Origin of the sequence: Flavobacterium crocinum (genome assembly GCF_003122385.1) — a bacterium.
GTDB lineage: Bacteria > Bacteroidota > Bacteroidia > Flavobacteriales > Flavobacteriaceae > Flavobacterium > Flavobacterium crocinum.
In genome coordinates, this window is record NZ_CP029255.1 from 5,689,624 (window position 1) to 5,703,114 (window position 13,491).

Sequence of the window (13,491 nt, forward strand, 5' to 3'; positions counted from 1 at the left end):
ACGAATTGCACAAATTTTCACTAATTAAAAATTCTTTTAATCCTTTAAATCTGTGGCTAAAAAATAAATTCTTGAGAATTCGTGCACTTCGTGACAACCTTTCCCATTTTAATAAAATTCTGCACCACAAAATGTGAAATTGTTCAAAAAAGTGAGCTCTAGATTATAATAGGCATTTTCTATGTTGTAAATTTGCATGCATTTTATTTCAATTGAAATCCGAAATGTATTTTTTATTCAAAAATTAAATTCGTGGCGATACAAACAAACTATAAAACTGCTTTACAAAACAAAATCTTCGATATCATTTCGAAAGCTTCTCAGGAATTAAATGTTGACTCTTATGTGATCGGCGGATTTGTTCGTGATTTGCTTTTAAATCGTGGTTCCAAAAAAGACATTGATGTAGTAGCTGTTGGAAGCGGCATCGAATTGGCACTTAAAGTTTCCGATTTACTTCCGAACAAACCAAAAGTTCAGGTTTTTAAAACTTACGGAACAGCGATGCTTCGTTTTGAAGATACGGATATCGAATTTGTTGGCGCACGTAAAGAATCTTATACTCGTGACAGCCGAAATCCTATTGTAGAAAACGGAACTTTACAAGATGATCAAAACCGTCGTGATTTTACGATCAATGCATTGGCTTTATCATTAAACTCAACTAATTTTGGAGATCTCTTAGACCCTTTTAACGGTTTAACCGATTTAGAAAATAAAACAATCAAAACGCCCTTGGATCCGGATATTACCTATTCTGATGATCCTTTGCGTATGCTTCGTGCCATTCGTTTTGCAACACAATTGAATTTCGAAATTGAAGAAAATTCGTTAAATGCTATCACGAAAAATGCTGATCGTATCAAAATTATTTCCGGCGAAAGAATTGTAGATGAATTGAACAAAATTCTTTCTACGCCAAAACCTTCTACCGGTTTTTTACTTTTGTATAAAACAGGACTTTTAGATTTGATTTTACCTGAATTAACAGCATTGAATCAGGTAGAAGAAATTGAAGGCCATACACATAAAAATAATTTCTATCATACACTTGAAGTTGTGGATAACATCTGCCCAAATACTGATGATGTTTGGTTACGATGGTCAGCTTTATTGCACGATATTGGAAAAGCACCAACAAAACGTTTCACTAAAAAACAAGGCTGGACATTTCACGGACATGAATTTCTGGGTGGAAAAATGGCAAAGAAAATATTCGAACGTTTACATATGCCATTGAATCACAAAATGAAATTTGTGCAAAAAATGGTTATTATGAGTTCGCGACCAATTGTTTTGGCACAGGATATTGTAACTGACAGTGCAGTTCGCCGTTTGGTTTTTGATGCTGGCGAAGATGTTGAAGATTTAATGACTTTGTGCGAAGCAGATATCACCACCAAAAATCCATCGAAATTCAAGAAATATCATAAAAACTTTGAAATCGTCCGCAAGAAAATTATAGAAGTAGAAGAACGCGATCACGTTCGTAATTTCCAGCCGCCAATTACAGGTGAAGAAATTATGGAAATATTCGATTTAAAACCTTCACGAGAAATTGGGGTTTTGAAAGAAGCTGTTAAAGAAGCCATTTTAGAAGGTATTATTCCAAATGAATATCAGGCTGCTTATGATTTTGTGATTAAAAGAGCGGAAAAATTAGGCTTAAAAAAAGTTGAGAAATAAGTATTATTTAATAAAATGAAAAAAGAGAATAAATCAGTAATCATTTGGTTACTATCGGGTTGTGTTTTATTATTTTTAATGGTAGTTGTGGGCGGAATTACCCGCCTAACCAATTCAGGTTTATCAATGACCGACTGGCACTTGGTAACCGACACATTTCCTCCTTTAACTGAAGCTAAATGGCAAGCTGCTTTTGATGAATATAAAAAGTTTCCTGAATACCAAAAAATCAATATTCACAACGATTTTCAATTAGCAGATTATAAATTCATTTATTTCTGGGAATGGTTTCACCGTTTCATCGGACGTATTATTGGTTTGGTTTTCTTTGTTCCTTTTGTTTACTTTTTATCAAAAAAGAAATTAGATACGCCAACGATTAAAAAATGTATTGTGCTTTTGGCAATGGGAGGTTTCCAGGGATTTTTAGGATGGTTTATGGTTCGTAGCGGACTGATTGATAATCCAGACGTAAGCCACTTTAGACTTTCACTACATTTAACTTTTGCTTTTATCACTTTTGCTTATACGCTTTGGGTCGCTCTGGATTTGATTTATCCTGAAAGAAATATCAATAAAATTTTACCGCTTCGTAAAATTGCACGTTATGCGTTAGTGGCTTTATTAATCCAAATTATTTACGGTGGATTTGTGGCAGGATTAAATGCTGGATTAATTCACAATCACTGGCCTTTAATGAGTGATGGAGAATTTATTCACGAATCGGTTTTTATTGAACAGTCCAGTTTAATTAAGAATTTGATTGAAGGAAAAAGCGGTGTTCAGTTTGTACACAGGACTTTTGCTTATGTTGTTGTAGCAGCTATTTTATTTCTTTTCTTTAAAAGTAAAAAATACACGCTTACAAGAACGCAGTCAAACGGAATCAATACTTTAGTTGTTTTTGTTTTCATTCAGTTTTTACTTGGAGTATTTACTTTATTGTACAGCGTTCCTTTGGCATTGGGGTTAATTCACCAGATTATGGCGTTTTTCCTTTTAAGTGCCATGACATTTACGTTGCATAGATTGAGTAAATAATATTTTGAACGATACCCAAAAAGAGCTGAAAATTTTTCTTCAGCTCTTTTTTTGTGTTTACGAATATTAAACTAATTATATGATTTGAACCTACGGTTCTCAATATTGGAGAGGTATTATTTTAACCGGATTAAAATCCGGCCCTACAAAATGTATCGAGCCTATGGCTCTTTTAAAATAAAATAGGTTTAACTTAAAAAAAAAAAGAAAATTCCGTAGGAATGAAAATGTATTGTAGCAACGGATTTCAATCCGTTGAAATAATATATGCGCCCTACATAAAGTTCTGTAGGAACGACACATCTTGCAATCCAATAAAAAACTACCCCAGCCAGGATTTAAAATCCTGTACTTTTTCACGACTTACAACTACCTCATCCTCTTTATAACTTGGTAAAATCACTTTTAAACGTGAATTGGTATAAACCTGAATTTCTTTGATTGCTTTTAATGGCACAATAAATTTTCTGCTTACGCGAAAGAAATCCTTTTTATCTAATTCTTGCTCTAAAATTTCCAAAGTGGAATCGATTAAATAATCACGGTTTTCGTAAGTATGAATATAAGTTCCTTTATTTTCACTAAAAAAACATTCTATTTCTTCTGTCGTAATAACTTTTAAATGCTGTCCGATTTTAACCGTAAATCTCTTTTTATAAGCTTTCTCAAAAGGATTGGAAAGCATTTGACGAATCTGTTCGAAGTCTAACTGCAGATTCGAAGTTTCTGCTTTGGGAATACGGGTTTTAAATTTTGAAACAGCTGTTTCCAGATCATCTTCATCGATTGGTTTTAAAAGATAATCGATACTGTTTAATTTAAAAGCTTTTAATGCATATTCATCGTATGCGGTTGTAAAAATGATAGCACTTTTAATATCGATCTTTTCAAAAATTTCAAACGACAAACCATCTGATAATTGGATATCAAGAAAAATCAAATCCGGATGCGGATTGTTTTCAAACCATTCGATAGATTCTTCAACGGAATGAAGCATCGTTTCTACTTTTACCTCTAACTTTTCAAGTTTTCTTTGCAGCAATCTTGCAGCTGGTTTTTCGTCTTCTATAATTAATGTGATCATTTACTATATGCTAAAATTTGAAAAAATAATCGTTCAAAGTTACTCCCATTTATTTTTATTTGAAGATTCTTTATCCATATATTTTTGAATTTTTCTTTGCTCCCAGTCAGAACCAAAAAACCATTCTGAACTAAAAACAGACAGTCCGTGCGCTACTAAACCAATTCCCCAAAAGAATGCTGTCGAATACGTATGCCATTCTGTTAAACCACTGAAATCGATTCCTCCTACTTCATGATTTCTACTCAAACTTGATGCAATAATAATTATATTCACAATTATGTAAACTTTTAAATGCGAATAGAAACCTTTTATCTTTTTTACTTTTTTGTAGGCTGCATTGTAACTTTCGTCTGTACTTAATTCTCCTGAGTGTTGTTTTGCATATTCTTCGTACATCTCTCTTCTAAAACGTCCCATAATATTTTGATTTAAAAACTAATTATTTCCACTTATTTTTATTCTGTTTCTCTTTTTCCATGAATTCTTTGATTTTTCTTTCTTCCCATTCTTTTCCCATTCCCGGAAAAACTTCAAAGACCTTTAATCCATGAAAAACTACGCCTACTCCCCACCATAATAATGGCCAGAAAAACCATAAATACTGTGGTGATGTATATAAGTTTATAAAAATCAATATTGCATTCACTAATACAAAAGCTACCAGATTTCCATAAAAACCTTTTATGTTTTCTACTTTTTTTCTTGCCTGGAGGTATCTATCCTCTTCGTTTAAATTCATTTCCATGATTACTCCCATTTTTGTTTTTTTTCTCTTTTATCTAAAATACTTTTTACTTTACGCGCTTCCCAATCTTCGTCAAAAATCTTGAAAGAAGCAAAAACATCAATTGCAGAACCAATATAGACTGCCGACCAGATAATCATTACAACACCGTTTAAGAACTGGATTGGAAAAACATGCAAAGGCAGTTCTGTATATTCTTTCAAAAGAAAAAGCGTGATTCCAATGATATAAAGAAAAGTATGCTTGTAAAAGGATTTCAGCTTCAAAACTTTCTTGCTGGCCAACTGTTTCAGTTCTTGTTTTTCCTGATCGGTATTAAAATTAGTTTCCATACTTATTCCCAGGTTTTTCGATTCTGTTCTTTTTCCATGATTTCTCTGATCTTTTTCTCTTCCCATTTTTTATTAAAAAAAGGAGGAAAACTAAAAACTTTCAGTCCGTGTAAAATGATTGCCATTCCCCAGCCCATCAAGCACCATAAAAACCATAAATATCCTGGCGAGGTCATTAAATTAACTACAATCACAATTGGATTTACCAGTACAAAAACTGTAAGATGGTCATAAAATTCTCTAATTTCTTTTACTTTTTTCTGAGCATTGTAATAACGATCTGCTTCTGTAAAATCTTTTTCCATGATTATTTCCAGGTTTTTTGTTTGTTGTCTCTTTCCATAATCTCTCGGATCTTTCTTTCTTCCCAATCTGAGCTGTAACCAAACACTTTAAAAGCGTGCATGGCAACTCCAAATCCCCATCCTAAAGCAGAAAACCAAAACCATTGGAATCCTGGTGAAAACCTTAAATTGATAAAAATTAAAAGCGGAATCACACAACAATAAGAAATCACATTGGCATAAAATCCTTTCAGTTCCTCTACTCTTTTTTTAGCTCTGTAATAGGCTTTTGCTTCGTCGTTAAAATCTGCATTTGCTTCCATAGCTGCAATTTGTTTTGTTAAAATTGGAATTCTAACCGTAAAATTATTTTCGTCCTGCTCTACAATCACTTTTCTGTCGGTAATAATTCCGTATCGATTTACAATATTCTGCAGTCCAACACCTCGTCTGTCCTGCAGTACTTCTTTTTTCTGAAGATCATTTTGAATTACCAAATAATCTTTTTCAATAAATATTCTAATATGAAGCGGTTTCTGTTCGCTTACCACATTATGTTTAACCGTATTCTCAAGTAAAAGTTGTAACGAAAGCGGTACTACTTTTGCCTCCGGATTCATACTTTCTGTTGGCAGTTCATAAAACAAGCTGTTTTCAAATCGCATTTTTAACAGGTTCATATAGGTTTTGGCAAATGATAATTCATCTTCAACCGAAACCAGTTCTTTATCTTTCTGTTCTAAAACGTAGCGATAGATTTTAGATAAAGAAGTGGTAAAACGCTGCGCGTTATCCGGATTTTCTTCAATTAAAGAACTTAAAACATTTAAACTATTAAAGAGAAAATGCGGGTCGATCTGGTTTTTTAAACTTTCAAATTGCGCATTAGCTGTTCCTGCAATTATTTTTTGCTGTGTAAGTTCAAATTTAGAGGCTTGTTTCCATTTTATCATAAAACTTCTAGCCTGCATGAAAGTCGAAACTCCTAAAGAAAGAATGATATAAAACAGATGTACCCATATCATTCTTGGTCCAAAGAAAACGTCTAAAGTCTGGTCCTGCAAGACTACGAAAATAAAATAGTTGATTGCCAAAACTACCGGAACAGTATATAAAACCGTAACTAAAATTCCGTAATACACTCTCGTATTAGTATGTTCTTTCCAATCCCATCTTTTATCAAGAAGTACATTCAGGAATCCGTTACCCATACCAATTCCGAAAGAATACAAACAGCTTACAAAAAAAGTAACAAGAACGTTTCTGACATTTAAATCTTCTCCTAAAAAAGCTGTAAAAATTACAGCAAAGACCATGGAAATCTTGAAACATGTTATCGTTCCACTTTTCAAATCACTAAATAAGATTTCACGGTCTTTCATTCTAAATTGGCTTAAATTAATTTTATTATTTACAAGTTTTTTGCACTTCTAAAGCTCTTTCTAATCCCCATTTTGGAGAAAAAGGCGTTTCTGGTTTAAATGTACCAAAAAGTTCGATAGCTTTATTAACTTGTGCACACAAAGGCTTTGTATCAACTCCTGTCCATTTTGCTCCTCCTAACTGATAATCAGCTTCACCAAAAACAGCTCTTGGATTATTTGGATCTAACGCTTTAGCTTTCGCGTAAGCTTCCATTACTTTTCCGGAATATTTCATTCCGTTTGTCATTGGATCGGCTACCACATATCCTGTATAAATTAAAGCTTGTAAAACATATAATTCTGAATTGCTTTGGTCTTTTAGCATTTCTGCATCAACAGCATCCTGAGCTTTTACTAGTAATAACTCTATTTTTGTTTTATCTTTTTCTGAAAAAACAGCTAATGTATTCACTAAACCTACATAATAATTAGGAAGCCAGCTTGTTTTTTCTGCTGCCGCAATTCTTTCAAACATTGCAGAAGCTTCTGCATTTTTACCCTCTTTCCAAAGCCCGAAAGCTTTATTCATTCCTTGTTCAAATTGTGTTTGTGCAGATAATAAACTGCAGATAAATAATGTAATAACTGTGATAATTTTGGTCATGATTTCTTTTTTTAAAGTTTCTAAGTTACTAAGGTTCTGAGATTCTGAGTTTTTTTGTTGATGATTAAAACTCTTTTTTTAAGGTTCAAAGGAACAAAGGTTCAAAGGGACAGAGTTTTTGAGCTCTCAAAAAAACCTTTGTTACTTTGTTACTCTGCAACTTTGAGCCTTTATTTAATTTATACTTCAAAAGTATGTCGGTTTTTATTCTTTTAAAATTAAATGATACTGAGTTGTTGATTTTTGATGATGAATTGTTTCTTTTTGAGCAACAAAGTGACAAAGGTTCAAAGTGACAAAGGTTTTTTAATATTTAAAAATCAAAATCATACTCAAAGAAAAACCTTTGTCACTTTGAACCTTTGCTCCTCTGCAACTAAAAAACTACAAGTTCTTCAACTGATTCTCATTTTTATTCTGGCTGATCGTCCAGAAGAAACCTACGAAGAAAAATCTGTCTGCTGTTGGAACAACTGCTTGTCTTTGATAAACTCCGCTTGCATCCGGTGTTTTGGCATAATCGTATCCAAAAACATTCTGAGTTCCTAAAATGTTTGATACTGAGAAATAAAGGATTTTTTGTGTTGTCAGTAAATAGGCCCAGTTAAAACTTAAACTATTGTATGATTTTGTTTTTCCACTCATAAATTGAGTCTGGTTCGGATCGTTGTACGGACGTCCTGAACTGAAACTATTTGTAAATCCAACCTGCGATTTCCAGTCGGTAATGAAATACTTCGTTACAACTGACAAACTATGATTTGCAATAAAATTTGGAGTCGCCATAGTTGGGAAATTTTTATACTGTCTTTCTGAATCGATATAAGAATAAGAAATCCAATATTCTAGGTTTTTATACAAATTGCTGTCTCGCCAAAGCAAATCGAATCCTTTTGCGTAACCTGAACCGTTATTATTGAAAACCGAATTGTATTGAATATCTTGTGTATCATATTGAACTAAGTTGCTATAATCTTTATAATACAACTCTGTTCTAAGCAATTGTCCAGGTCTTGTAAATGTATAGTTAAAAATATAATGTCTTGCTTTTTCGCTTTCAAACTGATGGTATTTTGAAAATTTAATATAATCTACAACCGGTGTTTGAGTAAAATCCCCGTAAGCAAATGAAAACTGACTGTATTTTGAAGCTTTAAATCCTAATGAAGCCCTTGGTGCAATATTATTTTCGTTTAGCAAACTATTGTTTGAATATCTTAAACCAACTTTTAACGCTAGGTTTTTAGAGAACGAAATATCTCCTTCAGCATAACTTGCAAAAATGTTAGAGTCATATCCATTAGCACCGTTTATAGAAACATTGTCATCAAAATTTTGGTTGTATTTTGTGATGAAATAATCGCTACCGAAAGATAATCTGAAGTAATTAGAAACTTTTTTAGATAATTTTAGTTTTAACTGAGCCGCATTTTCATTGCTGTCAACATCAGTAATATTGTATTTCAATTTATTTTTACTGTAACCATAACTGATTCCAGAAGTTAACTGCCAGCCTGTTCCAATTGTTCCTTTATATGAAGAATTCAAATAAAAGTTATTATTGTTCATATCAGTTCGAATCGGATTTTCGAAATTGATATTTTTCTGATTTAAATCGAATTTCTCTGAATCAAAAGAAGCGTATAATTTAAAGATTCCGTTTGTGAATTTATATCTGTAAACCGTTTCACCTCCAAGTGATTGATAGGGATTATTCCAATCTACATTTTGTGGAATAACAGCTTGATAAGGAGCTAAATTGATGTAAGCCAAATTTACGCTCAAAGAACTTTTCTGCCATTTTTGAGTATTTCCTAAACTCAATCCAACCGTCATTAATCCGATATCTGTTTTTTCGTGGTCTTCTTCATCGTTAGTATTCAAAAGCAAAACACTTGATAATGCCTCGCCATATTCTGCTGAATATCCTCCAGTAGAAAAAGCGATTCCGCTAAATAAGAAAGGAGAAAAACGGCTTCTTGTTGGTAAATTATTCGTTGTTGCTCCATACGGCTGTGCTACACGAATTCCATCAATAAAAGTCTGTGTTTCGCTGGCTTCACCTCCACGTACAAACAAACGCCCATCTTCACCCACCGTCTGCGTGCCTGGAAGAGTTTGTAACGCAGCTACAATATTTCCTGCCGAACCCGCCGTAGTTACAATATCTAAAGGTTTTAGAACAGAAACTCTCGCCTTTTCACCAGATTCTAATGTCCCAGCAGTAATAACAACTGCATCAAGAGCATTCATATTTTCTCTTAATTTTACTGTTTGATCTTTAAAATTGGTAACATCGATTTCTTTCTTGTAAGTTTCGAAAAGTAAAAAGCTCACCACTATAAATTGATTTCCCTGAGCAGTTGTTTCAAAAGAAAACTCACCGGTTTCAGAACTTGTTGCTCCGTCATAAGTTCCGTCAATATAAATATTAGCTCCTGCAACTGGTTTTCCTTTTTGATCTGTTACTTTTCCTGAAATAATATTCTGTGCAAAAGTAAAAGTGCTTAACAATAATAAAATAAAAGTAATTCTGGTTTTCATACCTGTTGATTTTTATTGGTTTTGGTCATATATGTTATCGTCTTTTATTTAAAGGTGTTTACAAGCAAACTTTTTTAAGTGGCGATTTCATGATTATTGGTTTTTGATGAAGCAAATGTATTTTAACAATTCCTGTTAAAAAATATATAATAACCCAATTGTAGATTTTCGAGGATGAGTTGTAAATACCAAAATTTGTATCTTAGCTAGGAATTCCAAAAAATTACCATTTATGTCAGAAAGCAAAAGAATCTCAAATTTATATCAGTCCATTTATAATGGAAATCCTTGGCTGGAAGTTAATCTGGCTAATACTTTAAAAAACGTAACGGCAGAACAAGCTTATAAAAAAGCAAATCCGAACCTGAACACGATTTGGGAAATTGTGAATCATCTTATTCAATGGAGAAGAAACATTCTGGAACGCATGCAAGGCGAAGTAATCGTAACTCCGGATCATAATTATTTTGTTCCTGTTTTAGATCCTTCAGAAGTGGCTTGGGAACAATCGCTTCAAACGCTGGCAAAATCACAGGAATCATGGAATACTTTTTTTGAAAGTTTTAATGATGAAGATTTAGCGAAAATCTATGTCAATAACGGTCATACGTATTACGAACATATTCATGGAATTATTCAGCATGACGTGTATCATTTGGGGCAGATTGTTATTTTAAAGAAGTTACTAAACAACTAACATTATGAAAAACACTATTTTCTTTTTAGCTTTTTTATTTTTCAGTATAATCGGCTTTTCACAGGAAACTGAAACGAAATACGATGAAAAATTGGCAAAGTCATTAAATGCTGATGAATACGGGATGAAGAAATATGTTTTCTGTCTTTTAAAATCAGGCAGCAATACAACAGCGTCAAAAGAAGAAAGTAAAAAAATGTTTGAAGGCCATATGGCAAACATCAACAAATTAGCCAAAGAAGGAAAGCTATCCGTAGCAGGGCCTTTTATGAAAAATGACAGAAATTATCGCGGTATCTATATTTTTAATGTTGAAACTGTTGAAGAAGCAAAAAAGCTTGTAGAAACAGATCCCGCTATAAAAGCCAATTTACTTGAAGCCGAATTAACGCCTTGGTATTGCTCAGCTGCATTACAGGAAATTCCGAAAATGCATGAGAAAATTGCCAAGACGAAAATGTAAAATATGAAAACAGAAAAAGAAAAAATGATCTCTGGCGAATATTATAATGCCTTTGATCCTGAATTACTAAAAGGTCGTCGTACAGCAAAAAACCTTTTACACAGTTTGAATGTAAAAGAATACAGAGTTACCAAAAAAGCAAAAGAAATTTTAAAGGAACTAATACCAAACGCTGGAGCAGGTTTATATATTGAACCTCCTTTTCATTGCGATTATGGTTATAACATTTTCTGTGGAGAAAACGTTTATTTTAATGTAAACTGTGTCGTTTTGGACTGTGCGCCTGTAAATATTGGATCTAATGTATTTATTGCGCCAAATGTTCAAATTTATACCGCTTCGCATCCGCTTGATGCTGAATTAAGAAAAACGCTAGAAAATGCTTATCCTGTTACCATTGGAGACGATTGCTGGATTGGAGGCAATTCGGTTATTTGCCCTGGAGTGACAATTGGAAAAGGTTGTGTTATTGGCGCTGGATCTGTTGTGACAAAAGATATTCCGGACAACTCACTTGCCGTTGGAAATCCAGCAAAAATAATTAGAAAATTAAATCAAGAACCTGAATCAAAATCATAATGCTTACTCTCAACAAAATTCATCATATTGCCATTTTATGCTCCGATTACGAAAAATCTAAATATTTCTATACCCAGATTTTAGGTCTGACTATTATTAGAGAAATTTATCGTGAAGAACGCCAGTCTTATAAATTAGATTTGGCTTTAAATGGTTCGTATGTGGTTGAATTATTTTCTTTTCCAGATCCGCCGCAACGACCTTCAAGACCAGAAGCTGTCGGTTTGCGTCATTTAGCTTTTGAAGTGATCAATCTGGAAGAAACCATTGCTTTTTTGACTTCAAAAAATATTGAATCAGAACCAATCCGAATTGATGAAACAACCGAAAAACGTTTCACTTTTGTTGCTGATCCAGATTTACTGCCAATAGAGTTTTATGAAAGATAAGCTAGGGAAAATTTAATCTCGCAAAGTCGCGGAGACGCAAAGTTTTCATTTCTAATGATGCTTCAAGTTATAGCTTGTGATTTCGATCGCGAGCGAAAAAACTTTGCGTCTCCGCGACTTTGCGAGATTCCTTCACTTTTCTATACCTTTAAAACATACCGTAAGAAAAAACCTGTTTTTACGATTTTAACACATTATATTGCTTATTTTTTGTAAAAAACCAAATCTGATGCTTAATTTTGTAATCCGCATAAAAATGCGATTTACAAAATCACTCCTGATGAACAAAACGGCGCAAATCAAAAAAAATCATCAATTCATTAAATTCCGAAAATTAGTTATTGTTTCTATTCTAATTGGCTTTCTTTCAGCCTTCCTCGGAATTTCACTCAAAAAAATAACCGAGTATTACGAAGAGATTTTCTTCCATGAAGTTTCGGTTCATCCATTATTTTACATTATTTTCCCTGTTTTCGGATTATCTGTAATTTATTTTCTAAGGCAATATCTTTTCAAGAAAAAAGAAAACAAAGGCATTAAAGAAGTTTTTGAAAGTACACAGACTAAAAAAAATCTGCCATCTTATAAAATTCCGTCTCACTTTATAAACGGATTATTGACTGTTATTTTTGGAGGATCAACCGGAATCGAAGTTTCGACAGTTGTTGCAACTGCCACAATTGGTTCAGTCGCTCATGAAAAAGAAAATGTTTTCCGTCAATACAAAACCGAATTAATCTGTGCGGGAGTTGCTGCCGGAATTACAGCACTTTTTAGCAGTCCGATTGCGGGAGTTTTATTTGCTTTCGAAGTAATTTCCAGAAAAGTGACACGCGCTTTTATTATATCTAATTTAGTTGCCGTTTCGATTGCTTTTGGTTTATTAACTATTTTAAAAGAAGAGCCTTTATTTGCAGTTTCCATTACAACCTGGCATTTAAAAGCCATTCCTTATTTTATCCTTTTAGGAATTCTAGCCGGAATGAATTCTGTTTATTTAACCAAATGTGTTTTATTCATTAAATCTCAATTCGGAAAAATCAATAAACATTATTACAAAATCATTATCGGATCTGCCGTTTTAAGTATTTCACTATTCTTTTTCCCTCAATTATATGGAGAAGGTTATCATGCTATAAAAGGAATTTTTGGAACTTCAAATCAGCTTCCTTTAACTATTACTTTGGCAATGACATTTATTGCAATCTTAATTTTAAAACCAATCGTAACCTCAATAACGCTTGCTTCCGGAGGCGATGGTGGTGTTTTTGCTCCTAGTCTATTTATCGGTGCATTTTTAGGATTGTTATTGGCTTCGGTTTTAAATACCTTTTTCCATGTCAATGTAATTCCGGTAAATTTTATGATTATCGGAATGGCGGCTGTTTTAAGTGCCAGCATTCATGCCCCATTTACTGCAATATTTTTAGTATGCGGATTGACAAATGATTATACTTTGTTTTTGCCAATTCTTGTAGTTTGTTTGATTTCAAAATATACCGCGAAAGCAATTTATCCGTATACTGTTTACAGTTATTCTCCAAGCCTGATTAAATAATTAGAGATTTTAAAAAAACTAAAAAAACAGCAATAGCAAAGTATATTTAAAAACATAA

Annotated in this window: 15 protein-coding genes; 7 read left to right on the plus strand and 8 right to left on the minus strand. The window is 33.0% G+C overall.

The annotated features are described in order from the left end of the window. The first annotated feature begins 252 nt into the window (after positions 1–252). Complete coding sequence (locus tag HYN56_RS24135) at positions 253–1,686, plus strand: CCA tRNA nucleotidyltransferase (RefSeq protein ID WP_167398347.1); 1,434 nt, start codon at positions 253–255, stop codon at positions 1,684–1,686. Between the two features lie 15 nt (positions 1,687–1,701). Beyond that, entirely contained in the window at positions 1,702–2,727 is a 1,026-nt protein-coding gene (locus tag HYN56_RS24140) for a COX15/CtaA family protein (protein WP_109194539.1), read from the plus strand. Positions 2,728–3,049: 322 nt separating this feature from the next. Here HYN56_RS24140 and HYN56_RS24145 read toward each other — a convergent pair whose 3' ends face one another. From HYN56_RS24145 to HYN56_RS24180, 8 genes are all read right to left on the minus strand, one after another. Then, the gene (locus HYN56_RS24145; RefSeq protein WP_109194540.1) at positions 3,050–3,811 is read right to left on the minus strand and encodes a LytR/AlgR family response regulator transcription factor; all 762 of its coding nucleotides are present in this window, start codon (positions 3,809–3,811) and stop codon (positions 3,050–3,052) included. 39 nt (positions 3,812–3,850) lie between these two features. Next, entirely contained in the window at positions 3,851–4,231 is a 381-nt protein-coding gene (locus tag HYN56_RS24150) for a 2TM domain-containing protein (RefSeq protein ID WP_109194541.1), read from the minus strand. Positions 4,232–4,253: 22 nt separating this feature from the next. Then, on the minus strand, positions 4,254–4,571 hold the full coding sequence (locus HYN56_RS24155; RefSeq protein WP_091492059.1) for a 2TM domain-containing protein: 318 nt from the start codon (positions 4,569–4,571) through the stop codon (positions 4,254–4,256). Beyond that, positions 4,562–4,957 (minus strand): 2TM domain-containing protein, encoded by a 396-nt coding sequence (locus HYN56_RS24160; RefSeq protein WP_240622627.1) that lies wholly within the window; start codon positions 4,955–4,957, stop codon positions 4,562–4,564. Before HYN56_RS24160 ends, HYN56_RS24155 begins: the two co-directional genes overlap by 10 nt. Next, positions 4,894–5,196, minus strand: coding sequence for a 2TM domain-containing protein (locus HYN56_RS24165; RefSeq protein ID WP_109194542.1), 303 nt, complete (start codon positions 5,194–5,196; stop codon positions 4,894–4,896). Before HYN56_RS24165 ends, HYN56_RS24160 begins: the two co-directional genes overlap by 64 nt. Positions 5,197–5,198: 2 nt before the next feature. After that, positions 5,199–6,557, minus strand: a complete 1,359-nt coding sequence (locus HYN56_RS24170) for a 2TM domain-containing protein (RefSeq protein WP_109194543.1) — start codon at positions 6,555–6,557, stop codon at positions 5,199–5,201. Between the two features lie 25 nt (positions 6,558–6,582). Further along, on the minus strand, positions 6,583–7,203 hold the full coding sequence (locus HYN56_RS24175; protein ID WP_109194544.1) for a hypothetical protein: 621 nt from the start codon (positions 7,201–7,203) through the stop codon (positions 6,583–6,585). A gap of 384 nt (positions 7,204–7,587) precedes the next feature. Continuing rightward, positions 7,588–9,747 (minus strand): TonB-dependent receptor, encoded by a 2,160-nt coding sequence (locus tag HYN56_RS24180; RefSeq protein WP_109194545.1) that lies wholly within the window; start codon positions 9,745–9,747, stop codon positions 7,588–7,590. A 232-nt stretch (positions 9,748–9,979) separates the two neighbouring features. Between HYN56_RS24180 and HYN56_RS24185 the strand changes: the two genes are divergently transcribed. The 5 genes from HYN56_RS24185 to HYN56_RS24205 all read left to right on the plus strand — a co-directional run bounded on the left by HYN56_RS24185 (position 9,980) and on the right by HYN56_RS24205 (position 13,433). Next, positions 9,980–10,444 carry a DinB family protein gene (locus HYN56_RS24185; protein ID WP_109194546.1) on the plus strand — a complete coding sequence of 155 codons (465 nt, stop codon included), beginning with the start codon at positions 9,980–9,982 and terminating at the stop codon, positions 10,442–10,444. Positions 10,445–10,448: 4 nt separating this feature from the next. Further along, positions 10,449–10,907, plus strand: a complete 459-nt coding sequence (locus HYN56_RS24190; protein ID WP_109194547.1) for a YciI family protein — start codon at positions 10,449–10,451, stop codon at positions 10,905–10,907. A gap of 3 nt (positions 10,908–10,910) precedes the next feature. After that, complete coding sequence (locus HYN56_RS24195; RefSeq protein WP_109194548.1) at positions 10,911–11,486, plus strand: sugar O-acetyltransferase; 576 nt, start codon at positions 10,911–10,913, stop codon at positions 11,484–11,486. After that, positions 11,486–11,875, plus strand: a complete 390-nt coding sequence (gloA2, locus tag HYN56_RS24200; protein ID WP_109194549.1) for an SMU1112c/YaeR family gloxylase I-like metalloprotein — start codon at positions 11,486–11,488, stop codon at positions 11,873–11,875. Before HYN56_RS24195 ends, gloA2 begins: the two co-directional genes overlap by 1 nt. 280 nt (positions 11,876–12,155) lie before the next feature. After that, the gene (locus HYN56_RS24205) at positions 12,156–13,433 is read left to right on the plus strand and encodes a chloride channel protein (protein ID WP_109194550.1); all 1,278 of its coding nucleotides are present in this window, start codon (positions 12,156–12,158) and stop codon (positions 13,431–13,433) included. Positions 13,434–13,491: the final 58 nt, after the last annotated feature.